The organism is Rhodoferax sediminis (assembly GCF_006970865.1).
GTDB lineage: Bacteria > Pseudomonadota > Gammaproteobacteria > Burkholderiales > Burkholderiaceae_C > Rhodoferax_A > Rhodoferax_A sediminis.
Window position 1 is genome coordinate 427,229 of record NZ_CP035503.1, and the last position, 25,062, is coordinate 452,290.

26 protein-coding genes are annotated in these 25,062 nt (G+C 65.7%); 15 read left to right on the forward strand and 11 right to left on the reverse strand.

The genetic code is table 11. From position 1 onward, the window contains the following. Positions 1–68: 68 nt before the first annotated feature. From EUB48_RS02035 to EUB48_RS02050, 4 genes are all read left to right on the forward strand, one after another. Complete coding sequence (locus EUB48_RS02035; RefSeq protein ID WP_142817390.1) at positions 69–296, forward strand: hypothetical protein; 228 nt, start codon at positions 69–71, stop codon at positions 294–296. Between the two features lie 97 nt (positions 297–393). Continuing rightward, positions 394–807 carry a rhodanese-like domain-containing protein gene (locus EUB48_RS02040; protein WP_077564405.1) on the forward strand — a complete coding sequence of 138 codons (414 nt, stop codon included), beginning with the start codon at positions 394–396 and terminating at the stop codon, positions 805–807. After that, positions 804–1,211 carry a YchJ family protein gene (locus tag EUB48_RS02045; protein WP_142817391.1) on the forward strand — a complete coding sequence of 136 codons (408 nt, stop codon included), beginning with the start codon at positions 804–806 and terminating at the stop codon, positions 1,209–1,211. The genes EUB48_RS02040 and EUB48_RS02045 overlap by 4 nt, the downstream gene beginning before the upstream one ends. Positions 1,212–1,265: 54 nt before the next feature. Beyond that, positions 1,266–1,928, forward strand: a complete 663-nt coding sequence (locus EUB48_RS02050) for an HAD family hydrolase (RefSeq protein ID WP_142817392.1) — start codon at positions 1,266–1,268, stop codon at positions 1,926–1,928. A 23-nt stretch (positions 1,929–1,951) separates the two neighbouring features. On the opposite strand, the gene EUB48_RS02055 is transcribed toward EUB48_RS02050, so the two are convergent. Both EUB48_RS02055 and EUB48_RS02060 read right to left on the reverse strand, forming a co-directional pair. Next, positions 1,952–3,481: an MFS transporter gene (locus EUB48_RS02055; RefSeq protein WP_142817393.1), complete on the reverse strand. Its 1,530-nt coding sequence runs from the start codon at positions 3,479–3,481 to the stop codon at positions 1,952–1,954. Positions 3,482–3,525: 44 nt separating this feature from the next. Continuing rightward, the gene (locus tag EUB48_RS02060; protein WP_142817394.1) at positions 3,526–3,963 is read right to left on the reverse strand and encodes a carboxymuconolactone decarboxylase family protein; all 438 of its coding nucleotides are present in this window, start codon (positions 3,961–3,963) and stop codon (positions 3,526–3,528) included. Between the two features lie 132 nt (positions 3,964–4,095). Here EUB48_RS02060 and EUB48_RS02065 point away from each other — a divergent pair, with 132 nt between their 5' ends. Continuing rightward, the gene (locus tag EUB48_RS02065; RefSeq protein ID WP_142817395.1) at positions 4,096–4,998 is read left to right on the forward strand and encodes a LysR family transcriptional regulator; all 903 of its coding nucleotides are present in this window, start codon (positions 4,096–4,098) and stop codon (positions 4,996–4,998) included. A 64-nt stretch (positions 4,999–5,062) separates the two neighbouring features. Here the strand turns inward: EUB48_RS02065 and EUB48_RS02070 are convergent, their stop codons facing one another. From EUB48_RS02070 to EUB48_RS02080, 3 genes are read right to left on the reverse strand one after another with little or no spacing between them, the layout of a single operon-like run. Next, entirely contained in the window at positions 5,063–6,067 is a 1,005-nt protein-coding gene (locus EUB48_RS02070; RefSeq protein WP_142821049.1) for an aldo/keto reductase, read from the reverse strand. Between the two features lie 45 nt (positions 6,068–6,112). Then, positions 6,113–6,964: an aldo/keto reductase gene (locus EUB48_RS02075; protein ID WP_142817396.1), complete on the reverse strand. Its 852-nt coding sequence runs from the start codon at positions 6,962–6,964 to the stop codon at positions 6,113–6,115. 49 nt (positions 6,965–7,013) lie between these two features. Next, the gene (locus EUB48_RS02080) at positions 7,014–7,997 is read right to left on the reverse strand and encodes an aldo/keto reductase (protein WP_142817397.1); all 984 of its coding nucleotides are present in this window, start codon (positions 7,995–7,997) and stop codon (positions 7,014–7,016) included. A gap of 103 nt (positions 7,998–8,100) precedes the next feature. Between EUB48_RS02080 and EUB48_RS02085 the strand changes: the two genes are divergently transcribed. Beyond that, positions 8,101–8,994: a LysR family transcriptional regulator gene (locus EUB48_RS02085; protein WP_142817398.1), complete on the forward strand. Its 894-nt coding sequence runs from the start codon at positions 8,101–8,103 to the stop codon at positions 8,992–8,994. A gap of 63 nt (positions 8,995–9,057) precedes the next feature. Here the strand turns inward: EUB48_RS02085 and EUB48_RS02090 are convergent, their stop codons facing one another. Together EUB48_RS02090 and EUB48_RS02095 are read right to left on the reverse strand one after the other, a co-directional pair. After that, a complete protein-coding gene (locus tag EUB48_RS02090; RefSeq protein ID WP_142817399.1) occupies positions 9,058–9,882 on the reverse strand; it encodes an SDR family oxidoreductase in 825 nt (274 codons plus the stop codon). Between the two features lie 41 nt (positions 9,883–9,923). Then, on the reverse strand, positions 9,924–10,496 hold the full coding sequence (locus tag EUB48_RS02095) for a TetR/AcrR family transcriptional regulator (RefSeq protein ID WP_142817400.1): 573 nt from the start codon (positions 10,494–10,496) through the stop codon (positions 9,924–9,926). A gap of 106 nt (positions 10,497–10,602) precedes the next feature. On the opposite strand from EUB48_RS02095, the gene EUB48_RS02100 reads away from it, so the two are divergent. Next, positions 10,603–10,821, forward strand: coding sequence for a hypothetical protein (locus EUB48_RS02100; RefSeq protein WP_142817401.1), 219 nt, complete (start codon positions 10,603–10,605; stop codon positions 10,819–10,821). 6 nt (positions 10,822–10,827) lie between these two features. Here EUB48_RS02100 and lipA read toward each other — a convergent pair whose 3' ends face one another. Then, positions 10,828–11,862, reverse strand: coding sequence for a lipoyl synthase (gene lipA, locus EUB48_RS02105; RefSeq protein ID WP_142817402.1), 1,035 nt, complete (start codon positions 11,860–11,862; stop codon positions 10,828–10,830). A gap of 681 nt (positions 11,863–12,543) precedes the next feature. Here lipA and EUB48_RS02110 point away from each other — a divergent pair. Genes EUB48_RS02110 through EUB48_RS02125 form a run of 4 tightly spaced genes read left to right on the forward strand, consistent with a single transcriptional unit; the run spans position 12,544 to position 15,925 of the window. After that, the gene (locus tag EUB48_RS02110) at positions 12,544–13,764 is read left to right on the forward strand and encodes a helix-turn-helix domain-containing protein (RefSeq protein WP_142817403.1); all 1,221 of its coding nucleotides are present in this window, start codon (positions 12,544–12,546) and stop codon (positions 13,762–13,764) included. Between the two features lie 46 nt (positions 13,765–13,810). Continuing rightward, entirely contained in the window at positions 13,811–14,488 is a 678-nt protein-coding gene (locus EUB48_RS02115) for a Vgb family protein (RefSeq protein ID WP_142817404.1), read from the forward strand. 20 nt (positions 14,489–14,508) lie between these two features. Continuing rightward, positions 14,509–15,330: a DUF899 domain-containing protein gene (locus tag EUB48_RS02120; RefSeq protein ID WP_142817405.1), complete on the forward strand. Its 822-nt coding sequence runs from the start codon at positions 14,509–14,511 to the stop codon at positions 15,328–15,330. 7 nt (positions 15,331–15,337) lie between these two features. After that, entirely contained in the window at positions 15,338–15,925 is a 588-nt protein-coding gene (locus EUB48_RS02125) for a hypothetical protein (RefSeq protein ID WP_142817406.1), read from the forward strand. Positions 15,926–16,177: 252 nt separating this feature from the next. Here EUB48_RS02125 and EUB48_RS21895 read toward each other — a convergent pair whose 3' ends face one another. The 3 genes from EUB48_RS21895 to EUB48_RS02145 form a co-directional block, all read right to left on the reverse strand. Then, positions 16,178–16,918 carry a DoxX family protein gene (locus EUB48_RS21895; RefSeq protein ID WP_338052415.1) on the reverse strand — a complete coding sequence of 247 codons (741 nt, stop codon included), beginning with the start codon at positions 16,916–16,918 and terminating at the stop codon, positions 16,178–16,180. A 678-nt stretch (positions 16,919–17,596) separates the two neighbouring features. Beyond that, positions 17,597–18,331: a Crp/Fnr family transcriptional regulator gene (locus EUB48_RS02140; RefSeq protein ID WP_142817407.1), complete on the reverse strand. Its 735-nt coding sequence runs from the start codon at positions 18,329–18,331 to the stop codon at positions 17,597–17,599. Positions 18,332–18,578: 247 nt separating this feature from the next. Then, positions 18,579–19,562: an AraC family transcriptional regulator gene (locus tag EUB48_RS02145; protein ID WP_142821050.1), complete on the reverse strand. Its 984-nt coding sequence runs from the start codon at positions 19,560–19,562 to the stop codon at positions 18,579–18,581. Between the two features lie 177 nt (positions 19,563–19,739). On the opposite strand from EUB48_RS02145, the gene EUB48_RS02150 reads away from it, so the two are divergent. Genes EUB48_RS02150 through EUB48_RS02165 form a run of 4 tightly spaced genes read left to right on the forward strand, consistent with a single transcriptional unit; the run spans position 19,740 to position 25,054 of the window. Next, positions 19,740–21,458 carry an AMP-binding protein gene (locus EUB48_RS02150; RefSeq protein WP_142817408.1) on the forward strand — a complete coding sequence of 573 codons (1,719 nt, stop codon included), beginning with the start codon at positions 19,740–19,742 and terminating at the stop codon, positions 21,456–21,458. A 35-nt stretch (positions 21,459–21,493) separates the two neighbouring features. Then, positions 21,494–23,101, forward strand: a complete 1,608-nt coding sequence (locus EUB48_RS02155; RefSeq protein WP_142817409.1) for a carboxyl transferase domain-containing protein — start codon at positions 21,494–21,496, stop codon at positions 23,099–23,101. Between the two features lie 10 nt (positions 23,102–23,111). Then, positions 23,112–24,245: an acyl-CoA dehydrogenase family protein gene (locus tag EUB48_RS02160; protein WP_142817410.1), complete on the forward strand. Its 1,134-nt coding sequence runs from the start codon at positions 23,112–23,114 to the stop codon at positions 24,243–24,245. Between the two features lie 8 nt (positions 24,246–24,253). Further along, positions 24,254–25,054: an enoyl-CoA hydratase/isomerase family protein gene (locus EUB48_RS02165; RefSeq protein ID WP_142817411.1), complete on the forward strand. Its 801-nt coding sequence runs from the start codon at positions 24,254–24,256 to the stop codon at positions 25,052–25,054. Positions 25,055–25,062: the final 8 nt, after the last annotated feature.

Below are 25,062 nucleotides of genomic sequence, written 5' to 3' on the forward strand. Positions count from 1 at the left end.
CAAGCGTGGGGGCCAGGAAACGCCGCCTCCTGCCCGCCACTACTCTGGCGGCATTGCCCGCCGGCGGGATGTTAGGCGGCTGCACCACGCCGGGTGTGGCCGGTGCCCCTGTGGTCACAGCGGCGCTGGCGTCGCGTGTCGATGAAGGCTTCTCGGTGCAGGGCGAGGTGACACGCGAGATGACGGCCCAGATGGACGCTGCGAGCCGCGACGCCATGACGGCCAAGGGCTTCGGCGGCGAGGCGCACCGCATCGCGCGGCTGATGAGCGATCGCTACAACATCGGCCTGATCTGATTCCATTTATGGAATGACAGGGGGGCCTTTTGCCCTGCGTTGCCGCTATTCTTCAGTTTCGGGGTATACCCCTCGAATCATTTTCAGGAGAACATCGATGCCCATCACCAAAGGCTACCAACAACTCGTCGACGAGGCCATGGCCCAGGTCAAAACCTACTCGGTGGCCGAGGTGCGCGCCCGGCTCGGCGACCCTCATGTGCAAATCGTCGATATCCGCGACGTGCGCGAACTGAACGCGGGCACCGTGGCCGGCGCCTACCACGCGCCGCGCGGCATGCTCGAGTTCTGGGTCGATCCGGCCTCGCCGTACCACAAGCCGCTGTTTGCCGACGAGTCGAAGGAATTCATCCTGTTCTGCGGCGCCGGCTGGCGCAGCGCGCTGGCCACCAAGGCGCTGCAGGACATGGGCATGACCAACGTGGCGCACATCGACGGCGGCTACGCCGAGTGGGTGAAGCAGGGCGCGCCGACCGAAACGCTGGAGCAGCGCAAGGCCAAAAAGGCGTGAGCCGCGCAGCGCCCGGCGCGGCTTGCCCGTGCGGGCGGCTGGACCCGCGCGGCCGCCCGCTCGCGCATGAGGCCTGCTGCGGCCGGTTCCTGGACGCGGGGCTTGCGGCGCCCGACGCCGAGTCGCTCATGCGCTCGCGCTACAGCGCCTTTGTGTTGCAGCGCGCCGATTACCTGCTCGCCACCTGGCACGTCCGCACCCGCCCGCCAACGCTGGACTTTGAACCCGGCGCGCAGTGGCTCGGGTTGGAGGTGCGTTCGCGCCGCCTGCTGGACGCCGACGACGCCGAGGTCGAATTCGTCGCGCGCCATCGCGTCGCCGGCCGCGCGGTGCGCCTGCACGAGCGCAGCCGGTTCGTTCGCGAAGCCTGGCGTTGGTACTATCTGGACGGCGTGGCCCTGTAAACAATTTATATGAAAAAAGTGCCTGTAGCCCATACAGGTTCTTCGCGTATAGCTATGAAATTTGAAGCAATCCTGTTTGACTGCGACGGCGTGCTCGTCGACTCCGAAGCCATCACCAACGGCGTGCTGCGCGACATGCTGGGCGAGATGGGCTGGAGTCTGAGCGCCGAAGAATGCATGCGCCTGTTCGTCGGCAAGGCGGTCAAGGACGAGCGCGCGCTGATCGAGGCGCGCACCGGCCAGCCGCTGTCCGAGGACTGGATGGCGCGCTTTCGCGAGCGCCGCAACGACGGCCTGATGCGCCGCCTCCAGCCCATCGAGGGTTCCGCGGCGGCCGTGGCGCTGCTGCACGAGCGCTTTAAGGGCCGCATCGCCTGCGCCTCCGGCGCCGACCGCTTCAAGGTCGAACTTCAGTTGGAGAAGTGCGGCCTGATGCCGTACTTTGAAGGCCGTATCTTCAGCGGGCACGAGCTGCCCCGTTCCAAGCCCGCGCCCGACGTCTACCTGGCCGCCGCCGCCGCGCTGGGCGTGGCGCCCGCGCGCTGCGCCGTGGTGGAGGACACGGTGACCGGCGTCGCGGCCGGGGTGGCGGCCGGCGCGACCGTGTTCGGCTACAGCCCGCCGCAGGCCGGCCACGATGCGCCGGCGGCGCTCAGGGGCGCGGGAGCGCAGCATGTGTTCGTGGCGATGGGAGAGCTGGCGGAACTGCTGCGGTAGGGGTCGCCGGGCGCCGCAGTCCCTCAGCGAAAGACCCGCTGGACCAGGGTCACGAGCACGCCCAGCACGCCGAGCGCCGCGATCATGCCAAAGTGGTCGATGCTGGCCAGCAGGGTCGACTGTTGCGCCACCCTCTGCGCTACCTCTGCCAGCGCAACCTGTGCGGCCTGCGGGGGGGCCATCGTTGCGCCGAGCATCTGTTCCAGGTGCTTGAGCGTGGCGACAAAGTTCGGATTGTGGACGCTGACGTGGGCCGAGAGTCCATCGTAGTGGATGGCGCCGCGCCATTGCTGGCCGACGGCGGCCAGCGCAATGCCCAGCGCGATACCGGCCTGCGCCATCATGTTCTTGAGTTGCTGCGCGTGCGAGAACACCGACTCGTCATGCTCGACCGCGCGGAAGGTCTGCATCGCCGACACCGGCAACACGGTGAGCAGAAACACACTGTTCAAGGCGAGCGCCGGCAGTACATGCAGCCACAGATCGGTGCCCGGGGCCACCCGCGCGAGCAGCGCACCCGACAGCGCCAGCGCCAGGAACCCGGTCACAAAGAACTTGCGCGGCGACGGGTGGCGCGGCAGCACCCGCGACACCACGAACCAGGTCAGCAGCGCCGCCGCCAGGCCCACCGCCTCGACGTCGCCCACGGTCTGCCACGCGAAGCCGAGCGCGCGCTCCAGCATGATCGGGACGACGTAGTTGTTGGCGCCGAGCATCAGATAGGCAAACCCGAAGGCCGCCATCCCGCCCAGGTAGCGCGCGCTCCACATCTCGCGCACGCGCAGCAGCGGCTGCGGATGGTGCTGCTGCTGATGCAGGTACAGGCCCAAACCGGCCAGTGCGGCGGTCAACGTGAGCGCGATCGCCGGGATGTTGCCGTAGAAGTCGTAGTAGAGACTTTGCAGCGCATACAAGAGCGCGAAACTGGCGCCGAGCAGAAGCAACTGCTGCCACGGCGAGACCTGGGAGCGTTGCTGTGGAATATCGCGCGGCCCGCCGTCCAGCACCAGCCCTGCCAGCACGAAAATGCAAACCCCGAGCCCGGCAACCAGGACATACATCGCCGACCAGGTGTCTTCGGACACAGCCACCGAGGCGAGCCAGGGCGCCGCAGCGATCGAAAACGCCACGCCTGTCGCGAGGCTGCGGATGCCAACGAAGCGCTGCGGCCCCGCGAGCCGGTGCTGGATCAGCATGCGCCCGGCCGTGAAGAAGGCGCCGCCGCCCAGCGCCATCACGGCGCGCCCGAGCAGAAATTGGGTGTAGGTGTGGCTCGTGGCACACAGCAAGGAGCCGGTGATCGACACGAGGGCCGAAAGCTGGATGAACGCGCGCCCGCCAATGCGCTCCACCCACCAGCGCTGCATCGAGATCGCCAGGATCGCCAGGCTGGCATAGACGGCCGCGACCAGGCTGAACTCTTCCGGACCCATGCCGACTTCGCCCATGATCGGCGCGGCCGCGAAGGCAGTCATGCCCGATTGCAGGAACTCCGTGATCGTCAGCACGAAGATCACGGCGTAGAGCAGACGCTTCGGCGGTGGCTTGTTCATGGCAGGGTTCCTGGCGATGCGGTGGATCGAAGTGTTCGCCGTCTTCAGGCGGGCAGCTTGCGGAATGCGATCGCGAACCGGTTCCAGGTGTTGATGGTGCTCACCAGCAGCGTCAGGTCGACCACCTCTTCGGGCGTGAAGTGCGGGCGCACGCCTTCCCACACCGCGTCGGGCACGTGGGTTTCGGCGACCCGTGTGAGCGCCTCGGTCCAGGCCAGCGCGGCACGCTCGCGGTCGCTGAAAAAGGGCGTCTCATGCCAGGTCGACAGCGTGGCCAGGCGGCGCGCATCCTCGCCCGCCTTCAGCGCGTCGCTGCTGTGCAGGTCCATGCAGTAGGCGCAGCCGTTGATCTGCGAGGCCCGCAGCCGCACGAGTTCGACCAGCGGCTTTTCAAGACCGCACCTGGCGATGCGCTGCTCGAGCGCGCCCAGCGCCTTCATGGCTTCGGGATTGGTTTTGTAGAAGTTCAGACGGGGTTCCATGGGGTGATTCCTTCGTTGAGGTAATGCTCCGAAACCGGAGCGGGTTGGGATGGGCTCTACGATATAGATGACGACAATCCTTGGTAAGGTGGCAAAATTGCATAAGAGTGTTCTATTTTTGAGACGATCAACATGGATCTGAACGACCTGCGTTACTTCTCGCTGATCGTCGAGCACGGTGGCTTCAGCGCTGCCGAGCGGGTCACCCACATCACCAAGTCCAAACTCAGCCGGCGCGTCTCTTTGCTGGAGGAACGCATGGGCGTGCGGCTGGTGCAGCGCAGTACCCGGGGCATGTCGCTCACCGAGGCCGGGCGGATTTTCTACGAGCACTGCGCGGCCATGATGGTCGAGGCCGAAGCGGCCCGGCAGGCGGTCGAGCAGTTGCGCTCGGCGCCCGCCGGCACTGTGCGCCTGAGCTGCCCGGTGGCGATTGCGCAGTTCTACCTGGCGCGCATCGTGGCCAGCTTCATGCGCGAATATCCGAAGGTGCGCGTCGAGATCGAGTCGACCGACCGTAGTGTCAATCTGATTGAAGAACGCATCGACATCGCGCTGCGGGTTCGCGAAAGCGGGCTGGAGGATCCAGCCCTGGTCACGCGGCGCATCGCATCCGGGCGCATGGTGCTGCTGGCCAGCCCGTCCTACCTCGACGGCAAGGCGCTGATCGCGGAGCCGGCGCAGATCGCCGGGCTCGACACCATCGGCGGCCTGCGCGAAGGCGCCGAGCAGAGCTGGGCGCTGACCGCCTCAGAGGGCCGCAGCACGCGCATCGTGCACCGCCCGCGCCTGCTGTGCTCCGACTACGCGGTGCAACTCGCCGCAGTGGCCGGCGGCGTCGGCATCGCGCTGCTGCCGCTGCGCATTGCGTGGCGCGGACTCGAGGACGGCTCGTTGCTGCGCGTGGCCAAGGAATGGGGCACCCCGGAACAGGTCATTCACCTGGTCTTCGTCAGCCGGCGCGGCATGCTGCCCGCGGTGCGCGCGCTGATCGACCACATGGTGCTGCATATCCCGACCGCTCTGGCGAGCTGAAGCCGGGCGCAGCTTGGTGCGCCCGCTTTTCTGGGAGTTTTGCATCCGTGGGTGGCTCGCGTCTTCAGACGGTGCGCCGCCCTTCGACCGGGTAGCCCGGGTCGGTGTAGCCCGGCGTTGAAGCGTGGCCCGGTGCGACGAGGCTGTCCACGAGCTTCTCGTCGTCCGGCCCGAGCTGCAGCGTCAAGGCCTCGACGTAGCTGTCCCACTGCGCTTCAGTGCGCGGGCCCGCGATGGTGGCGCTCACCAACCGGTTCTGGAGCACCCACGCAAGCGCAAAAGCAATCGACGTCGTGCCGCGCTTCGCGGCGTGGGCGGCGATGGTTTGCGCCACCTTGAGCGACTCCGCTCGCCACTCGGTCTGCTGGATGCGCCTGTCGCCGCGGCCGGCATGCGAGTCGGCCGGCGGCGGCGCATCGACCGCATATTTGCCGCTGAGCACGCCACGCGCCAGCGGACTGTACGAGACGACGCCCAGGCCGTAGTGGGCCGCCGCCGGCAGTTGCTCGACCTCGGCGGTGCGATCGACGAGGTTGTACAGCGGCTCGCTGGCGACCGGCCGGTCGATGCCCAGCTGATCGGCCAGGCGCGCGATTTCGGCAATGCGCCAGCCACGGAAGTTGGACACACCGAAGTAACGGACCTTGCCCTGACGGATCAGGTCGCCAATCGCGCGCACGCCTTCTGCCAAAGGCGCGTCGGCGAGCGCCCGATGGAAGTACAGGATGTCGATGTAGTCCGTGCCCAGACGCTTCAGGCTCGCTTCGACGGACTGGATGATCCACTTGCGCGACTGACCCTGCTCGTTCGGTCCCTGAGCAGTCGGGAAGCCGAACTTTGTCGCGACAACCCAGTGGTCGCGCCGATCCGCAATGGCGCGCCCCACGATTTCTTCGGAACGCCCGGCGTGATAGACGTCGGCCGTGTCGATGAAATTGACGCCCTGGTCGTGCGCCTTGCCGATGATGCGCCTGGACGTTGCCTCGTCGGTCTCGCCGCCGAACATCATCGCGCCCAGACACAGGGGTGAAACCTTGAGGGCGCTGCGGCCCAGATACCGATAGACCATGGTCATGGTGATACTCCGTTCTGGCTGCGATCCCGCCTCGATTTCTCAGACATCGAGCCGCCGCTCGCTCATCCATTTAACCATTGCGGGATCGCGGTGCGAGAAGAAACTGCTCGTGCCCGTCTCCAGCTTGGCGATACGCGCCATGTCGGTTTCGTCGATGGTGAAATCGAAGACGTTCAGGTTCTCTTCCATCCGCTCCTTTCGGACCGACTTGGCGAGAGACACAACGCCGCGCTGTACAAGCCAGCGCAGGACGACCTGAGCGACCGATTTGCCGTGCTTTTCGGCCACGGCCACCAGGTCTTCGTTCTGGAACAGGTTGTTGCGCCCCTCGGCGAATGGTGCCCAGGCCTCAGCCTGCACGCCGTTCTCGCGCATGAAGGTCACGCTCTCTTCCTGCTGATGGAAGGGATTGATCTCGATCTGGTTGACCGCCGGCTTCACTTGATTGAAGGCCATGATGTCCATCAGGCGGTCGGGCTGGAAATTGCTGAGGCCAATGGCGCGCAGCTTTCCTGCTTTATAGGCCTGTTCCATCGCTCTCCACGAGCCATGAACATCGCTGTACGGCTGATGGATCAGGTAGAGATCAAGGTAATCAAGCTGCAGGCGTCGCAGTGACTTGTCGATCGCCTTGAGCGTGCGCTCGTAGCCTGTGTCCTCAACCCAAAGCTTGGAAGTAACGAAAAGCTGGTCTCGTGAAACACCGCTGTTCTTCAGCCCCTTGCCGACGGCCTCCTCGTTCATATAGGAGGCTGCTGTGTCGATCAGCCGGTAGCCTGCTCCGATGGCGTTGACGACACAGCGCGCACATTCCGCGGGGTCCGGGATCTGGAAGACGCCGAAGCCGACGATCGGCATTTGAAGACCATTGTTTAAAGTGATGTGCTGCATGTTGGTTCCTTTCAGGTTGTCATCTCGGTGATCTTTTCGTGCGGCGCGTTTACCTGCCGACGAGCTTTTGCCGATCCGCCGAGTAGCGCGCACCCTGCACTGGAACACTCGAGACGGCCGCCTCGATGTCCTTCAGGTCTTTGGGCGATAGCACGACCGCCGCAGCGCCGGCGTTTTCTTCAAGACGGTGCAGCTTGGTGGTGCCGGGGATCGGCACGATCCACGGCTTTTGCGCGAGCAGCCAGGCGAGCGCCAATTGGGCAGACGTCACCTGCTTGCGCGCCGCAATCCCGGCCAGCACGTCGACCAGCGCGCGGTTCGCCTGCCGGGCTTCGGGCGCGAAGCGAGGCACTGTGTTGCGGAAGTCGGTGGCACCAAAGGAAGTGCGCTCGTTGATGGCTCCGGTCAGGAAGCCCTTGCCCAGCGGGCTGAACGGCACGAAGCCGATGCCCAGTTCCTCCAGCAGCGGCAGGATTTCCTTCTCCGGCTCGCGCCACCACAGGGAATATTCGCTTTGCAAGGCCGCGACCGGTTGCACCGCGTGCGCACGGCGGATGCTGTCGATGCCGGCCTCGGACAGGCCGAAATGCTTCACCTTGCCCTCGCGGATCAACTCTTTGACCGTGCCCGCCACGTCTTCCATCGGAACCTGCGGATCGACGCGGTGCTGGTAGAGCAGGTCGATGCGATCCGTGCGCAGGCGCTGAAGCGCCTCGTCGGCCACCTGCCGGATGCGTTCGGGCCGACTGTCCAGGCCCTTGCCGGTGTCGCCCTCGCGAAAGCCGAACTTGGTGGCGATCACGACCTGGTCGCGCATGGGCTTCAGCGCTTCGCCAACCACGCTTTCGTTGATAAAGAGCCCATAGGCTTCGGCCGTATCGAAGAATGTGATTCCGTGCTCGAAGGCGGCGCGGATCAGCCTGACGGCATCAGCCGTGCTGGTGGCAGGCCCGTAGCCGTAGCTCAGGCCCATGCAGCCCAGGCCCAGTTCAGAAACGCTGAGGCCGCTGCGGCCCAGTTGACGTGTTTTCATCGTGATACGTCCTTGAAATGAATCGATGGAGGTAACTGTAGTCACGCAACCATTGAATGACTAGACTACTGGATCAACATGACCTTATAAGCAGTACTTATCAATGACGCGATTTGACGATCTCGCGGCCTTCGCAAGCGTCGTACGCGAAGGCAGCTTCACGCGCGCCGCCGCGCAACTGGGCGTGTCGCAGCCCGCGCTCAGCCAGACGGTGCGCGCGCTGGAGCGCCGGCTCGACCTGAAGCTGCTCAACCGCACCACGCGCAGCGTCTCGCCCACCGAAGCGGGGGAGCGGCTGTACCAGACGGTGGGCCCGCGCCTGGCGGACATCGAAGCCGAACTGGCCGTGCTGGGCGAGCTGCGCGGCAAGCCGGCCGGCACCGTGCGCATCACGGCAACCGAACATGCCGTGCGCACGCTGGTCTGGCCCAGACTGTTGCCGTGGCTGCCCCGATACCCCGATATCAAGGTCGAGATCAGCAGCGACAACCGCTTCACCGACATCGTGGCAGAGCGCTTCGACATTGGCGTGCGCCTGGGCGCCGACGTGGCCAAGGACATGATCGCGATGCGCATGGCGCCGGACATGCGCATGGCCGTGATCGGCAGCCCGGACTATTTCGCGCGCCACCCGCGGCCCCATGCACCGCAGGACCTCACCGAACACGATTGCATCGGGCTGCGCCTGCCGTCCCACGGCGGCCTGCTGAAATGGGAGTTCGCGCGGCGCGGACGCAGCCTCAACGCCCATGTGTCGGGGCGGCTCGCGTTCAACGCCAGCGACCTGGTCATCGCCGCGGCGCTGGCCGGCCATGGCCTGGCCTGGGCTCCCGTTGATACCGTCGACGGCCACATCGTGGCGGGCCGCCTCGTGTCCGTGCTGGACGACTGGGCCGCGACGTTCCCCGGGTACCACCTGTACTACGCCAGCCGCAGTGCCTCACCAGCCCTGGCGCTGGTCGTGGACGCTTTGCGTCGCGACCAGGAATCTGTATGAAAAGTGGCCGTAACCCTTGTGGGACCTTGACTGGAAGCTATTAAATCAGAAGCAGCGCCGGCTTCAGGGCGCCAACCCAAAGCGCTGGCGGAGCGCCCCCAGCAGGGCCTCCTCGCCGAGTTCCTTGCGCGAGTGCATCACGGCGAGCGCGTCGTCGCCCACCACGTAGCGCACCTGGGCGCTGCCGTCGGTCGCTGCGTCGTACAGGGCCTGGGCCAGCCGTTCGGGTGTGGCGCCGCCGGCGGTGCGATTCGCCTCGAAGGTGCCCACGACTTTGCGGATCGACTCTGCGTAGGGGCCGCCGTCGCCCTCGAAGGTGCGCGCCATCGAGCGGCCCGAGAAATCCGTCGCCACCGCGCCGGGCGCGATCACCTTGACCCGGATGCCGAGCGGCGCGAGTTCGTGGCTCAGCGATTCGGAGAACCCGACCACCGCGTACTTCGAGGCCGCATACAGCGAGTACAGCGGCATCGCCACCAGCCCGGTCAACGAGGCCACGTTGATGATCACCCCGCTGGCGCGCTCGCGCATGTGCGGCAGCACGGCGCGCGTCACGGCGAATACGCCAAAGACGTTGGTCTCGAACTGGCGGCTGATCGCTTGCGGCGTGGCGCTCTCGAACGGGCCGAACAGGCCGTAGCCGGCGTTGTTGATCAGCACGTCGATCTGCCCGAAGCGCTCGAGCGTGCGGGCGACCGCCGCGTCGACCGAGCGCTGGTCGGTCACGTCGAGCGCGAACGCCTCGACACGGCCCGCGCCTGGCTCGAAGCGGGCCGCCGAGGGGTTTCGCAGCGTCGCGGCAACGTTCCAGCCTTGGTCGGCAAACCGGCGCACGGTGGCCGCGCCGATGCCCGAGGAACAACCTGTGATCAGAACAGTGGCACTCATTGGCAAATCTCCGTTTGGTTAAAGGACAAAAAATGCCGGAATCAGGCCTTGAGAGCATCCCAGCACATGGAAAAAGCCGACACCCGGCTCGCCTCGTCGTCGGGCAGCTCGCCGGCGCGGATCAGGCGCGCCGCCTCGCGCACGGACGCGATGAAATTCGCCGCCAGCAGCGCGACCGGCACGTTCTTGAGCACCTCGTGGCGGCGCCCCTCGTCGAGCGCTTCGGAGAACACCCCCATGGTGGAGGCGACCATGCGCTGGCTGCGCTCGCGAAACCAGGGCGACGCGGCGAACTGCTCCTGAAAGGAAGCTTCGGCAAAGTGCGCGAGCCGGTTGTGCAGCATCGCGAGCCAGACGGCTCTGGCCCTGGCACGCAGCGGCTGCTTCGGGTCGTAGGCCCGCAGCAGGCGGGCGGCGGTGGCGGTCTTGGCCTGCTCGTAGAGCTGCGTCAGCAGTTCGTCCTTGGACGGGTGGTAGACGTAGAGCGTGGCCGTGGCAATGCCCGCGGCGCGCGCGATGTCCGACATCTTCAGCGCGGCCAGACCCGATTCGCCGACAAGCCGGAACGTCGCCTCGGCGATCGCCCTCTGCTTTTCGTCATCCTTGAGCTTCATGGAAAAATTTTAGCCGAATAAGGATTCGCTTGTAAAGGCCCCGGCCAAGGCAGCAAGGCGTGCGCCCGCACGCTATCCTGTGAATCCCGATTTTGGAAAATACATCATGCGCAGTTTCGACGATGCACAGGGCAACCAGTGGCAGGCCGCGTTGCTGGAGGCATCCTACGGCAGCTATCTGGTCGTTTTCAGCCGCACTGGCGGCGACGAGGTGCTGAAAAATGAACTCAATGCGACCAGCCTTATCGAGGCGGAACAGTTGCTTGCCGCCATGGACGAGGCCAGCGTCAGGGCCACGCTGGCCGGGGCTGTTCCCTGGAGCTGACCGGGGTCAGCAGCGCATCGAGGCCGTCTGGCGAATACCGTCGGCGATCCCTTCGGCCAGGCCCACATTGTTGTGTTGCAACACCTGCTCGGCCCGGTAGCTCGATCGCACCAGCGGCCCCGCAACGACCTCAAGGAAACCCTTGGCGAGCGCCATCTCACGGTACTGCTGAAATTGCCCGGGCGTCACAAAGCGCTCGACCGGCAGGTGGTTGTGCGTGGGCCGCATGTACTGGCCCATCGTCACCACGTCCACGTCGGCCGCGCGGATGTCGTCCAGCGTGCGGTCGATCTCGGCGTCGGTCTCGCCCAGGCCCAGCATCAGGCTGGTCTTGACGATGGTGTGCGGCGCATGGCGCTTGGCAAACTTGAGAATGCCCAGGGTCTGCCGGTAGCCTGCGCGCGCATCGCGCACCGGATGGGTCAGCCGCTCGACCGTTTCGATGTTTTGCGCATAAGTGGCCAATCCCGCATCGATCACCGTGGCAACCTGCTCGTGGTGGCCGGCGAAATCCGGCGTCAACGCCTCGACCGATGTCTGCGGCATGCGCGCGTGGATCGCGCGGATGCAGGCGGCGTAGTGAGCGGCGCCGCCGTCGGGCAGGTCGTCGCGATCGACCGAGGTCAACACCACGTATTTCAGATTCATCAGCGCCACCGCGTCGGCGACGCTCGCGGGCTCCAGCGGATCGAGCCAGCCGTGCGGGTTGCCGGTGCTCACCGCGCAGAACTTGCAGGCGCGCGTGCAGACCGATCCCATCAGCATCAAGGTCGCGGTGCCGCGTCCCCAGCACTCGGCGATATTCGGGCACTTCGACTCGGCGCACACCGTTGACAACTTGTGGGTGTGCACGATGTCGCGGATTTCCTCGTACTTCGCGCCGGCCGGCACTCTCACGCGCAGCCAGGGCGGCTTGGGGGCGGCGTCGGGCACGCGGCTGAGCGCACTCGGGCGGATGCCGTCCTTGATCGCGCGGGTGCCCTGCGGGCTGGTGAACTTGCTGCCCGGCACAGGGCGGGCATTGGTGGGGGATGCATCCATGGAGGTACCAATAAGAGGAAACAGGCAGGCGCAAGGGATGTGCCCGCGCTGGTCATTTTATGGACCGGAGCCGGTCCATGGCTGGCCGGCTTCAGTCCCTCACCTCCCGAAGGGGACTTTCCCGCCACTGCGGAAAGCAAACGCATTCGCGCGGCGGCACGTTCCCGGTGCGAGTCCGCTGTGGCTACAGGTTTCCGAAAATTTATATGAAAAGTGGCTGTAGCCCTTATGCAGTCTAGGGAAATAGCTATGAAATTAAGAGCAGCATCGCTTGATCCCGCGGTGCCGACCGCTGCAGACTGGGTGCTGTCGCTCAGGTCCGGCAGTTGAACGACAGCTGCCGCAGGATCCTGCCGTTCGTCATCTGTGCAGCCGTCCGGCCGCTGTATCCCGGAACCAGTCAATGAATCGCCGTCGGGCCGATGATTCTTTCTGCCCACCGTGCTGCGGGCTACCGGCCAGAGTCAGCTTCTTCCGGCTGCGAACGGGGACGCCCGACCCGAAGCTGCCAGCGAGCGCATCGGATTTGACCGCCAAAAGCAGACGTTCAATGTCGCGGTCGCGGTCGCGGTCGAAGTCGGGGCTGCATATGCAACTTTGACCCGACCTGTGGCCGCGCACGCCAGCGCCCGGGACCTCTCACAAGCGCGGCGCGACATCGGCCTGGTGTAGCCTGTCGTCATGGACTCTTTGATCGCCGCCTCCGCGCGTGCGCTCGCCGCCGGCGACGCGCTAGGCGCTCTCAAGCGGGTCGCCTTGCGCGACGATCCGCCGGCGCTGGCCTTGCGCGGCATCGCCATGGCTCAGCTCGGCGAGCACCCACGCGCCCGTGAGCTGCTACGCCGCGCCGCCCGTGGCTTTGGCGCCCACGAAGAACTGGCGCGCGCCCGCTGCATCGTCGCTGAGGCCGAGGTGGCGCTGGCCATGCGCGACCTCGATAGCTCGCCGCGCTCGCTGGCGGCGGCGACGGCCACGCTCGAGGCGCACGCCGATCACGCCAATGCGCTGCAGGCGCGGCTCATCGCGGCGCGCCGGCTCTTGCTGCTTGGCCGCCTGGGCGAAGCCGAGGCCGCGCTGGCATTGCTTGATGCGCGTGGTCTGCCCCCCCTGCTGACGGCGGTGGCCGAACTGACGGCGGCCGAGCTGGCGCTGCGTTCGCTGCGCATAGTCCCGGCGCGGGCGGCGCTCGCCCGTGCGCAAGAGGCCGCCGATCGAGCACGTGTGCCGGCGCTCCTCGCCGAGGTGGAGCAGGCGCGGGCCACGCTCGATCGTCCCGCCGCCCGGCGCCTCAACACCGACGGCGAGCAGGCGCTGCGCCTCGACGAGGTCGCAGCGCTGCTCGCCTCGGACGCGCTGGTGGTCGACGCCTGCCGCCGGGGCTTGGGCGCCGGCGCCGCATGGCGGCCGCTGGCGCGCCGGCCGGTGTTGTTCACGTTGGCGCTCGCGCTTGCGCAAGGCTGGCCTGGCGATGTTGATCGGGACGCCCTGATCGCGCTGGCGTTCCGCACCCGCCGCCCTGACGAGACGCATCGGGCGCGCCTGCGGGTTGAGATCGGCCGTCTGCGCGCGCTCGTCAAGACGCTGGCGCAGATCGAGGCCACCACGCGCGGCTTCGTCCTCAAGCCCTGCGGCGCGCGCGATGTGGTCGTGCTGGCGCCGCCCATCGCCGGCGACCAGGCCGCGCTGGTGGCGCTGCTCTGCGACGGCGCGGCCTGGTCGACCTCGGCCCTGGCGCTGGCCCTGGGTGCCAGTCAGCGCACCGTGCAGCGCGCGCTCGCCGAGCTGGAAGCAGAAGGGCGCGTGCGTGCTATCGGGCGGGCCCGGGCACGTCGCTGGCTGGCGCCGCCGCTGGTGGGATTCACGACGATCTTGTTACTCCCTGCTGCGCTGCCGATTGACTAGAGTTACCTTACTGCGCCGATCCGCGACGCGTCCCAAGGAGAAATCGATGACCACCAAGACAGGTAAAAACAGACCCGAGGCCAAGGTGCGCGCGGCCGAAGTCGTTCGCGAGTACGGCCCCTTTGCCGGCGCCGACGGCGTCGCAGGCGTGACCTACGATGGCCAGCGTGTCTGGGCCGCCACCGCGGCCGGGCTGATCGCCTTCGATCCCGAAAGCGGCGCGCTCGCGCGCACGCTGGAGCACGCCTGTGACGCCGGCACGGCCTTCGACGGCAAGCACCTCTATCAGATCGCCGAGCAGCGCATCGACAAGATCGATCCCGTCACCGGCAAAGTGCTGGCATCGATCCCGTCACCCGGCCATGGGAGCGACTCGGGGCTCACCTGGGCCGAGGGCAGTCTGTGGGTGGGGCAGCACCGCGACCGCAAGATCCACCAGATCGATCCGGCGACCGGCGCGGTCATCCGCAGCATCGAGTCCAACCGCTTTGTCACCGGCGTGACTTGGGTCGACGGCGAGCTGTGGCATGGCACCTGGGAAGGGGACGAGAGCGAACTGCGCCATATCGACCCGCAAAGCGGCGCCGTGCTCGAGCGGCTGGAGATGCCGGCCGGTGTCGGCGTCAGCGGGCTCGAATCCGACGGCGCAGACCTCTTCTATTGCGGTGGCGGCACGAGCGGCAAGGTCCGCGCCGTGCGTCGTCCGCAAAGCGTCAGGTCGTGATCACACACAAGGAGCACATCATGAACACCGCCATTGTTGAAGCAAGCACCGTGAATCATCCCGTCGTGTCAAAGGAGCGATGGGTTGCCGAGCGCAAGACGCTGCTGGCGCGCGAAAAGGAACTGACGCGCCTGCGCGACCAGATCGCCCGCGAGCGCCGTGCGCTGCCGTGGGAGCGCGTCGAGAAGGACTACGTCTTCGACGCACCCGAGGGCCGGCGCACGCTCTCCGATCTTTTCGAAGGCCGCCGCCAACTGCTGGTGCAACACTTCATGCTCGGCCCCGATTGGGAGCAGGGTTGCCCGAGCTGCTCTTTCATGGCCGACCACACCGACGGCATGAACGTGCATCTGGCGCATCGCGACATCACGCTGGTGGCCATTTCGCGCGCGGCGCTGGCCGAGATCCAACGCTTTCGCCGACGCATGGGATGGCAGTTCAGGTGGGTTTCGTCGAATGGCTGCGACTTCAATTACGACTTTCGCGTCAGCTTCACGCCGCAAGACAGAACCAATGGCGAGCTCGTCTACAACTTCGGAACACAGCCCTTCCAGGGAGAGGAGGCACCGGGTGTCAGCGTGTTCTACAAGGACGACGCAGGCGAAGTCTTCCACACCTACTCGACCTACGGCCGCGGCGTGGAGGTCATGATGGGCGCGTACAACCTGATGGACCTCACGCCCAAGGGGCGCGATGAGGAAAATCTAAGCTACGGCATGGAGTGGGTGCGCCACCACGACCGCTACGAGCCGGCGCCGGTCGCGAAGCCGGTGCCGACAGCCGGTTCGTGCTGCCATTCGGACGTCATGCACGCCGCAAGCGCGGGCGGCCTGAGCGCGTGAGCACGTCATGCATCACCTTTGGCCATGGCTGGCCGTCGCAGGGGCCGGTGCCCTTCACGGGCTGAACCCTGCCACCGGCTGGATGTCTGCCGCCGCCTGGGCGCTGCAGTCGCGCGATCGGGCGCAGGCGCTGCGGGCCTTGGTGCCGATTACGGTCGGGCACGTCGCATCGGTCGCGCTCGTGGCCGCCGCGTTGGCACACGGCCTGGCGATAAATCGCGCCGTGCTGCAAGCCCTGGCGGGCGCGCTGCTGGTCGTCGTCGCGGTGCATCGCCTGTCGGGCCGTAGAGTTTGGCGGGCCCGGGTGCCTGCGGGCCATGCCGGACTGGCGCTCTGGTCCTTCATGGTGTCCACAGTGCACGGCTCGGGATTGATGCTGGTGCCGGCGCTGATTCCGATTTGCATGGGAGGCGCACCGGCCCGCGCGAGCACCGCGTCCGGCTCGCTGATGCTGGCGCTCGCGGCCGTGGGCGTTCACACAGCGGCGATGCTTGCCGTCACTGGCGTGATCGCCTCCGGGGCTTGCCGCGGCTTCGACGCCGGCGCCCGCTTGGTTCAAGGCCTCAGATGCAAACCGCCTCCAGCGCTGCGTTGAACGTGATGCGTGGCCGCGCACGGTCTTGGCGAGACGCCCTGTAAGCGGACACTGGCGGCAGTCTGCAATTGGCCGATAGTGTGATTTCGGCGTTATCCCCGCAAGCAGAGCTTCGGTAGAAATGGTTCGCTCTCCGGGTGGCGGCTTCCTGACGCAGCGGCGAACTGGCGCTCTCGGCCAAGAGCGGTCCCTAGTAGTCCGCCTAAAAGCGGACCTTCGAAGGCGCGACCACCTCCAGCTGCTAGGTAGTGCTCAGGTGGCGTTTCGCTGGGCAGGTTTGAGTGCCATGGCGCCATCGCCAAGGAGGTACAGAGCGATCAGACCGACCATCCAGAAGGCCGGAAATTCCCAGCCGCCACCCTTGTTTGTGAACAGCCACCCGTTGGCGCCATGCGCGAACACGATTGTGCCGAGCATCTCCAGGGCTAAAGGCAACGCGACCAACGGAGCGTAGACGCCAAGGATCAGGGCAAGACCACCGAAGAATTCGAGCGCGACGACGGCATAAGCAAGAATCGCTGGCAAGCCGAGAGATCCAAAATAGCCGACGAAGCCGGGAATGGTGAACACGAACACCTTGAGGCCGACGTGCGCCAAAAACATGATGCCCAAGCTTACACGCAGGAGTAGTGCCGCATAGGGGGCCGTAGACGCTTTGATCATGTTGATCTCCAATTCCGAAATTGTTGGTTGATTGGTACCGCCGACTTGGCGCAGCGGGTCTCGCTTCTGCAAAGTCCGCAGCATCATCGCACAGGAACGATCGACGACCTCGAGTCGGTCATTGCTGATTGATTTAGGTCGCAGGAGTGCCGTTCCCTCACTTGACGCCCTCTTGATTGATGGGATGGACTCCCCCTTGCTTTTTTTGCGCCACATTGGCGTCCTGGTGTTCATTGGCGTGGAGTCAACCGCCCCAACATGCGCTTGGTTCCCATCAAGCAACTTGCGCCACAGCTTTGCCACCCAGCTTTTGCAGGCGGGCAGCGACATCCGCACGGTGCAAGAACTGCCAGTCCGCTGGATGCCATGTCCCTGGCGCGTTGAGGCACCGCTTTGGGAAATGTGCGGGATTGTCTGCTTGGGGTCGGCAGCACCTGTTGACCTCGTTGAATAGCGGTCGTTCAAGCGGGTGAACGGACTGGCCGACACGCGTTTCCAGTGCCAGCGACCCCTGTGCCTTGAAAGCCGCCGGTGCCTCCGTGGTTGGCCAGATCTCGAACTGTCAGGTAGATGGCAGGTAGCTGCCGCACGACGGCTCCGATCGATTGGCCGGTGCCGCTGCGATGCAGACGGCGGCAGCAGACTGACAAGGGACATTCAATTTTTAGCAGTCACCGACAGGCCATGGCCCCAAACCTGCCGGAGGGATGCTCCATTCAGTTGCCATAAAGATGACTTCCAACGTTTGATTTGGGCGGAAGGTCAACTTTGGGTGATGATATTGAGGACTGTTGCGGACCTCTCTTGATGATGTAATTGCCGATCTCACAGGCGGCCGACTGAACGCAGTACCTCAGTTCATATAGACCCGGACTTGGCGAGTTCGACGCTTTCAAGATTGTCGGGGGTGGAAACCACCAACTGGACGGGTTAGCGCAGCACAGTCCCATCTCGCCAATCAAGGCGTAGGCGTGGGGGATCGCGTCGCAACGCCTGGTTCCCTGAAGCTCACTTGTATTTCGGAAGCAGGCGCTCGTACTCGTGCTGAACCACGCCATAGCATTCGCACACGCGCTTTTCAAGTTTGGGGCGATTTAGCACAGTTATGCGACCACGACCGCGTTCGATCAAGTGATCTGTTTGGAACTGGCCCAAAACCTGGGTCACGCTCTCACGGCGAACACCCAGCAAGTTTCCGATCGCCTGCTGCGTCACTTGCAATTCCTTGCTATCGGAACGATCCAGGGTCATCAGCAGCCATCGACACATCTTCTGATCCAGAGAATGGTGCTGGTTGCACACGGCCGTTTGCGACGTCTGGGCAATCATCGCCTGAGTGAACAACAGCGCCACATGTTGCAGTTGGCCTCCAAGTGAGAACTCGCGTTTCATGATCTTGCGGCTAATTCGATAAGCGTAACCTGCGCTTTGCACTTCCGTGCTGGTCGGCATGCTCTCGCCACCCATGAAAATGGAGATGCCGACCATCCCTTCGTTGCCAACCAGAGCCGTTTCGCTCGAGGAGCCATCTTCCAGAGAATAGATTAGCGAGACAATGCCGGAGGTCGGAAAATGCAGATAGTTCACGTGGTCACCGGACTCGGACATCGTCCAGCCCAAAGGCATTTCAACGAGTTCCAGGTCGGCCAGCAGGCGTTTGTAATCCTCGGCGGGAAGTGACGCCAGGATGCGGTTTAGCTTTGGGTCCGGAGGCCGGCTGCCCGGCGGTTCATTCTTTGACATAGGGGGTCTATCCAGCCTCGGGTTTTGGAAGTCGTGCGAGACAGGCTACAGCGATTTGAACTGCCCACTGTCATCATTAACCTAGTCTTAAAAAAGATTGTTGATGTCCGCGTAGCGGAAGTTGGGATGATAGGCCGCTTTTGGCCGGCTTCAGAAGTTCGAGGCGTTGTTTCCAATGACCGGTTGAATTCGCCCTGCAAAGCCGTCTCTCTCGACCGCTACCGTCGCACGCCCCCCCACGCGTCGCCTACGCCCCCACCCCCTCCCGAAATTCCCCCGGCGTCGCGCCCGTCCACTGCCGGAACGCGCGAATAAAACTCTTCTCGTTGCGAAAGCCCGTGGCGGCCGCCACCTGCTTGACCGGTTTGGTGCTGCGGTAAAGCAGCGCCTTGGCGCGTTCGCAGCGCACCTCGTCCTTGAGTTCCTGCAGGCTCGCGCCTTGCTCGCGCAGCTGCCGGTGCAGCGTGCGCGGCGACATGGCGAGCATGGTGGCCAGGCCGCTGGCGTTGTGCGTTTGCTGCGGCTGTGCGGCGAGCGCCTGGCGCACCTGCTGCACCAGCAGGCGGTCGCGCCGGTACTGCAGCACCGTGAGCGGCAATGCGCGCTGCAGCATGGCGCGGGTGGCGGCCTCGTCGCGCACCAGCGGCAGCGCCAGGTATTGCGCGTCGAAGCGAAAGCCGGCCGCGTCGGCGCCGAACCGTACCGGCCCGGGGAACAGCAGCGGGTACACGGACGCGTGTGCGGGCGCCGCGAAGGGGAAGTCCACCTGCCCCAGTGCGATGCGCGAGTCGATGGCCCAGCAGGCGAAGCCGTGCAGGTAGCGCAGCAGCGTGACGAGACAGAACTCGCGCAGTTCGCCCAGCTCGCGGCGCTCTTCGATCCGCAGGGTGGCGCCAGTGGCGTCCGCCTCCAGATGCAGCAGCACGTCATCGGTGAGCAGCCGGTGCTGCCGGCACCAGCGCTTGAGCGCCACGCCCAGCGTCGGTGCCGTGACCGAGGCGCGGCACAGCAGGCCGTAGCTGCCCCAGGGCAGGCGCCGGCCGAACCAGCCCAGCGCCTCGTCGTCAAGCTCCTGCATCGCGTGGGCCGACAGCGCTTCGAACTGCGCCGCCGTGACGCGGCTTGCCGTCTCGCGCAGGTGCTGCGGCGCGATCTGTGCCTGGCGCAGGGCGGTGGCCGGATTCACGCCATAGCGTGCGTAGGCCGCCACGATGGCTCGCACGAAGGCCATGGGCGTGGCGGCGGTGCGGCTCGCAAAGGCGAGGCCGGGGCTGGGGCGGGAGGGCGCAAGAGTTGGCACGATTTGCAACTATTGTGACCGCAAATGGGGCAAGCATGGGTGTAGGCTCCAAACTGGGTGGCGGTACCGATCCGTGTTGGGGGGCCGCGCACCCCCTTTGTAGGAGACATGACCATGACAACCCCCGGGCTTGCGCAGAGTTACGACCGCGGCACCACCGACGTGCCGCTGATCGAGCAGACCATTGGCGACTTTTTCGATGCCATGGCGGCGCGCCAGGGCGAGCGCGAGGCCCTGGTCAGCGCGCACCAGAAGCGGCGCTACAGCTATGCGGCGCTGCAGGCCGAGACCAACCGGCTGGCCAGCGCGCTGCTGCGCTCGGGTTTGGCGCCGGGCGAGCGTGTTGGCATCTGGTCGCACAACAACGCCGAGTGGGTGCTGATGCAGCTCGCCACGGCCAAGGCGGGCCTGATCCTGGTCAACATCAACCCGGCCTACCGCACGGCCGAGCTCGAATATGCGCTCAACAAGGTGGCTTGCCGCGCGCTGGTGACGATGGCGCGCTTCAAGACCAGCGACTATCTGGGCATGCTGCGCGAGTTGGCGCCCGAGTACGCGCATGCGCAGCCGGGCCAGCTCGCCTCAGGCCGGCTGCCGCATCTGCGCTCAGTGGTCTGGATCGACGAGGCGGCCGTGGGTGCGGACGAACCCGGCTTTCAGCGCTTTTCCGACCTCATCGCCAGCGGCGACGCGGCCGACCCGCGCGTGGCCGATGTGCAGAAGACCCTCAAGGCCAGCGACCCGATCAACATCCAGTTCACCAGCGGAACCACCGGGTTCCCGAAGGGCGCGACGCTGACGCACCGCAACATCCTGAACAACGGCTTTTTCATCGGCGAGTGCATGAAGCTCACCCCGGCCGACCGTCTCTGCATTCCGGTGCCGCTGTACCACTGCTTCGGCATGGTGCTGGGCAATCTGGCCTGCCTGACGCACGGCAGCTGCATCGTGTACCCGAACGACGGCTTCGACCCGATCACGGTGCTGGAGACGGTGCAGGCAGAGAAGTGCACCGGACTGCATGGCGTGCCCACCATGTTCATTGCCGAACTGGACCACCCGCGCTTTGCGGAGTTCGACATGTCGAGCCTGCGCACCGGCATCATGGCCGGCTCGCCATGTCCGACCGAGGTGATGAAGCGCGTGGTCGATCAGATGCACCTGCGCGAAATCACCATCGCCTACGGCATGACCGAGACCAGCCCGGTGAGCTGCCAGAGCTCGACCGATACGCCGCAGGACAAGCGCGTGTCCACCGTCGGCACGGTGCAGCCGCACATCGAAATCAAGATCGTCGATCCCGAGACCGGCGCCACCGTGCCACGAGGCACCGCGGGCGAGTTCTGCACGCGCGGCTATTGCGTGATGCACGGCTACTGGGAAGACGAAGCCAGGACGCACGAAGCGATCGATCCGGAGCAGTGGATGCACACCGGCGATATGGCGACGATGGACGACGAGGGCTATGTCAACATCGTCGGGCGCATCAAGGACATGGTGATCCGCGGCGGCGAGAACATCTACCCGCGCGAGATCGAGGAGTTTCTGTACCGCCACCCTAAGGTGCAGGACGTGCAGGTGGTCGGCCTGCCCGACAAGAAATATGGCGAGGAGCTCTGTGCCTGGATCATCATCAAGCCCGGCCAGAACGCGACCGAGGACGAGGTGCGCGACTTCTGCAAGGGCCAGATCGCGCACTACAAGATACCGAAGTACATCCGGTTTGTGACCGGGTTCCCGATGACAGTTACCGGCAAGATCCAGAAGTTCGTGATCCGCGACGCCATGAAGCAGCAGTTGGGCCTGGCTGACGAGAAGACCGCCTGATACTAACCAGAACCATCGAAGGACAGAAGAACTGAATGAGCACGCTAGACACCCAACTGAACCCCCGTTCCGCCGAATTTCAGGCGAATGCGGCCGCCATGCGCGAACTCGTGGCCGACCTGCGGGTCCAGATCGCCAGGGCGGCGGAGGGCGGCGGCGAAGCCGCCCGCGCCAAGCACGTGGCGCGCGGCAAGCTGCCCCCGCGCGAGCGCGTGCAGATGCTGCTGGACCCCGGCACGCCGTTTCTGGAGCTGTCGCCGCTGGCGGCCCACGGCATGTACCACGGGGCTGCACCCTGTGCCGGCCTGATCGCGGGCATCGGTCGGGTCAGTGGTGTCGACTGCCTGATCGTGTGCAACGACGCCACGGTCAAGGGCGGCACCTATTACCCGCTGACCGTGAAAAAGCATTTGCGGGCCCAGGAGATTGCGCAGCAGAACCACCTGACCTGCATCTACCTGGTGGACTCGGGCGGCGCGAATCTGCCGAACCAGGACGAAGTGTTTCCCGACCGGGACCATTTCGGCCGCATCTTCTACAACCAGGCCAACATGAGCGCGCAGGGCATCTCGCAGATCGCGGTGGTCATGGGTTCGTGCACGGCCGGTGGCGCCTACGTGCCGGCGATGAGCGACGAGACCATCATCGTGAAGAACCAGGGCACCATCTTCCTGGGCGGGCCGCCGCTGGTGAAGGCCGCGATCGGCGAGATCGTCTCGGCCGAGGACCTGGGCGGCGGCGACGTGCACACGCGCCTGTCGGGCGTGGCCGACCATCTGGCGCAAAACGACGCGCATGCGCTCGCGCTGGCCCGCTCGGTGGTCAAGAATACCAATCAAAAGAAGGAGGTAGCCCAGAGCCTGCGGGCGCAGGCTGCTCCTAAATTCGCAGCAGAAGAGCTGTACGGCGTGATCCCGACCGATACGCGCAAGCCCTTCGATGTGCATGAAGTCATCGCCCGCATCGTCGACGCCAGCGAGTTTCACGAGTTCAAGGCGCGCTATGGCGCCACGCTGGTGTGCGGCTTCGCGCACATCGAAGGCATGCCGGTGGGCATCGTCGCGAACAACGGCATCCTGTTTTCCGAGTCGGCGCAAAAAGGCGCGCACTTCATCGAGCTGTGCTGCCAGCGCAAGATTCCGCTGGTGTTTCTGCAGAACATCACCGGCTTCATGATCGGGCGCAAGTACGAAAACGAAGGCATCGCCCGGCACGGCGCCAAGATGGTGACCGCGGTGGCGACCGCCCAGGTGCCCAAATTCACCGTGATCATCGGCGGCAGCTACGGCGCGGGCAACTACGGCATGTGCGGGCGCGCCTATTCGCCGCGTTTTCTCTGGATGTGGCCGAACGCCCGCATTTGCGTGATGGGCGGCGAGCAGGCCGCGGGTGTGCTGGCCACCGTCAAGCGCGACGGCATCGAAGGGCGCGGCGGCAGCTGGAGCGCGGAGGAAGAGGCGGCCTTCAAGCAGCCCGTGCTCGACCAGTTCGCGCGCCAGTCGCATCCCTACTATTCCAGCGCGCGCCTGTGGGACGACGGCGTGATCGACCCGGCCGACACGCGCCGCGTGCTGGCGCTGGGCCTGTCGGCCACGCTCAACGCGCCGATTCCCGACACGAAATTCGGCGTGTTCCGCATGTAAGGCCACACGCATGGACAACATTTACACCACCCCTGAACACGAATTGCTGCGCGAGCAGGTCGCGCGCTTCATTGCACGCGAGGTCGAACCGCATGGCGCGGCCTGGGAAGAGGCCGGTAGGGTGCCGCGCGACGTGCTGCGCCGCATGGGCCAGGCAGGCCTGCTGGGGCTGATGTACGAGGGCCGCTACGGCGGCGGCGATGCGGACGCACTGACCAACCTGGTGTTTGCCGAGGCGCTGTCGCAATCGACCTTTGCCGGTTTCATCATCACGGTGCTGGTGCATACCGACATGGCCGGCCCGCACCTGCACCACGCGGGCAGTGCGGCGCAGAAAGAAAAATATCTGCACAAGGTCACGGCCGGCGAGATGATCGCGGCGGTGGGCATCACCGAGCCCGGCGCGGGCTCGGACGTGGCCGGCATCCGCACCACGGCGCGCCGTGACGGCGCCGACTGGGTGCTGAACGGCACCAAGATGTTCATCACCAACGGTGTGCACGCCGACCTGTACTTCATCGCTGCCAAAACGGGCGCGGGCCGGCACGACATGACCATGTTCGTCGTCGAGAAGGGCACACCCGGCTTCAGCGTGGGCCGCGCGCTCAAGAAGACGGGCTGGCTCTCGTCCGACACCGCCGAGCTGGTGCTGGACAACGTGCGCATCCCCGCCGCGAATGTGCTGGGCGAGGAGGGTAAAGGCTTCTACTCGGTCATGAAGAATTTCCAGACCGAGCGCATCGCGCTGGCGGCGATGGCGGTGGGACACTGCACGCAGGCGCTCCAGTTGACGCTGGGCTACGTGCGCCAGCGCCAGGCCTTCGGCGCCACGCTGTGGGACCAGCAGACCATCCGCCAGCGCCTGTCCATGCTCGACGCCAGGACCCGCGCCGCGCGCTCCTTCATGTACCACTGCGCGTGGAGCGTGACGCAGGGCCGCGACATCGTGCAGGAAGTCTCCATGCTCAAGGCCTTGACCGGCGAGTTGGTGAATGAAGTGGTGCAGACCTGCCAGCAGTTCCACGGCGGCATGGGCTACATCCGCGAGACCGCGATCGAGCGGCTGTGGCGCGATGCGCGGGTGCTGGCCATCGGCGGCGGCGCCACCGAGGTCATGCTGGAAGAAGTTGCCAAACGTTATTGAGTCCCTTCATGAATACACCCGCCTCAAACATTCTTGACCTGCGCCGTCCCTCGCCCCAGGTCGCCGAGGTCTGGCTGAACCGGCCCGAGGTCCGCAACGCCTTCAATGACGATGTCATCGCCGAATTGACGCAGGTGTTCGCAAAACTGTCGCAGGATGACGACCTGCGCGTCATCGTGCTGGGCGCGCACGGCAAGGCGTTTTGCGCGGGCGCCGACCTCAACTGGATGCGCGCCATGGCCGACTACAGCTGGGATCAGAACCGCGCCGATGCGCAAAAGCTCGCCGACATGCTGTGGACCCTGTACCAGTGCCCGGTACCCATCGTGGGACGCATCCAGGGCGACTGCTACGCCGGCGGCATGGGCCTGGCGGCGGTCTGCGACGTGCTCATCGCGGCCCACGAGGTGACCTTCTGCCTGTCAGAGGCCCGGCTCGGCCTGTTGCCCGCGACCATCGCCCCGTATGTGCTGCGCGCCCTGGGCGAACAGGCCTCGCGCCGCTACATGGTCACCGCCGAGCGCTTCAGCGCGGCGCAGGCCCATGCGCTGGGTTTTGTGCATGAGCTGTGCAGTGCCGGGGCGCTGGACGCGAAGGTGGCGGAGCTGGTGGCCACGCTGGCCGCGAACGGGCCCAAAGCGGCACGCGCATGCAAGCGCCTGGTGCGCGACGTGGCCGGCGCCCCGCTCACGGCCGGGTTGCGCGCCGACACCGCCCAGCGCATTGCCGACATCCGCTCCAGCATGGAGGGCCGGGAAGGCGTGCAGTCGTTCCTGAACAAGCGCAAGCCGGGCTGGCTGCTGCCCTGAGCGGCCCC

Coding starts and splice junctions, on each gene's coding strand:
- EUB48_RS02090 (WP_142817399.1), bottom strand. CDS start 9,882: ATGAGTGCCACTGTTCTGATCACAGGTTGTTCCTCGGGCATCGGCGCG.
- EUB48_RS02115 (WP_142817404.1), top strand. CDS start 13,811: ATGACCACCAAGACAGGTAAAAACAGACCCGAGGCCAAGGTGCGCGCG.
- EUB48_RS02155 (WP_142817409.1), top strand. CDS start 21,494: ATGAGCACGCTAGACACCCAACTGAACCCCCGTTCCGCCGAATTTCAG.
- EUB48_RS02165 (WP_142817411.1), top strand. CDS start 24,254: ATGAATACACCCGCCTCAAACATTCTTGACCTGCGCCGTCCCTCGCCC.
- lipA (WP_142817402.1), bottom strand. CDS start 11,862: ATGGATGCATCCCCCACCAATGCCCGCCCTGTGCCGGGCAGCAAGTTC.
- EUB48_RS02075 (WP_142817396.1), bottom strand. CDS start 6,964: ATGCAGCACATCACTTTAAACAATGGTCTTCAAATGCCGATCGTCGGC.
- EUB48_RS02080 (WP_142817397.1), bottom strand. CDS start 7,997: ATGAAAACACGTCAACTGGGCCGCAGCGGCCTCAGCGTTTCTGAACTG.
- EUB48_RS02160 (WP_142817410.1), top strand. CDS start 23,112: ATGGACAACATTTACACCACCCCTGAACACGAATTGCTGCGCGAGCAG.
- EUB48_RS02100 (WP_142817401.1), top strand. CDS start 10,603: ATGCGCAGTTTCGACGATGCACAGGGCAACCAGTGGCAGGCCGCGTTG.
- EUB48_RS02070 (WP_142821049.1), bottom strand. CDS start 6,067: ATGGTCTATCGGTATCTGGGCCGCAGCGCCCTCAAGGTTTCACCCCTG.
- EUB48_RS02125 (WP_142817406.1), top strand. CDS start 15,338: ATGCATCACCTTTGGCCATGGCTGGCCGTCGCAGGGGCCGGTGCCCTT.
- EUB48_RS02035 (WP_142817390.1), top strand. CDS start 69: ATGTTAGGCGGCTGCACCACGCCGGGTGTGGCCGGTGCCCCTGTGGTC.
- EUB48_RS02060 (WP_142817394.1), bottom strand. CDS start 3,963: ATGGAACCCCGTCTGAACTTCTACAAAACCAATCCCGAAGCCATGAAG.
- EUB48_RS02050 (WP_142817392.1), top strand. CDS start 1,266: ATGAAATTTGAAGCAATCCTGTTTGACTGCGACGGCGTGCTCGTCGAC.
- EUB48_RS02055 (WP_142817393.1), bottom strand. CDS start 3,481: ATGAACAAGCCACCGCCGAAGCGTCTGCTCTACGCCGTGATCTTCGTG.
- EUB48_RS02085 (WP_142817398.1), top strand. CDS start 8,101: ATGACGCGATTTGACGATCTCGCGGCCTTCGCAAGCGTCGTACGCGAA.
- EUB48_RS02150 (WP_142817408.1), top strand. CDS start 19,740: ATGACCATGACAACCCCCGGGCTTGCGCAGAGTTACGACCGCGGCACC.
- EUB48_RS02095 (WP_142817400.1), bottom strand. CDS start 10,496: ATGAAGCTCAAGGATGACGAAAAGCAGAGGGCGATCGCCGAGGCGACG.
- EUB48_RS02120 (WP_142817405.1), top strand. CDS start 14,509: ATGAACACCGCCATTGTTGAAGCAAGCACCGTGAATCATCCCGTCGTG.
- EUB48_RS02140 (WP_142817407.1), bottom strand. CDS start 18,331: ATGTCAAAGAATGAACCGCCGGGCAGCCGGCCTCCGGACCCAAAGCTA.
- EUB48_RS02110 (WP_142817403.1), top strand. CDS start 12,544: ATGGACTCTTTGATCGCCGCCTCCGCGCGTGCGCTCGCCGCCGGCGAC.
- EUB48_RS21895 (WP_338052415.1), bottom strand. CDS start 16,918: ATGTCGCTGCCCGCCTGCAAAAGCTGGGTGGCAAAGCTGTGGCGCAAG.
- EUB48_RS02040 (WP_077564405.1), top strand. CDS start 394: ATGCCCATCACCAAAGGCTACCAACAACTCGTCGACGAGGCCATGGCC.
- EUB48_RS02065 (WP_142817395.1), top strand. CDS start 4,096: ATGGATCTGAACGACCTGCGTTACTTCTCGCTGATCGTCGAGCACGGT.
- EUB48_RS02145 (WP_142821050.1), bottom strand. CDS start 19,562: ATGGCCTTCGTGCGAGCCATCGTGGCGGCCTACGCACGCTATGGCGTG.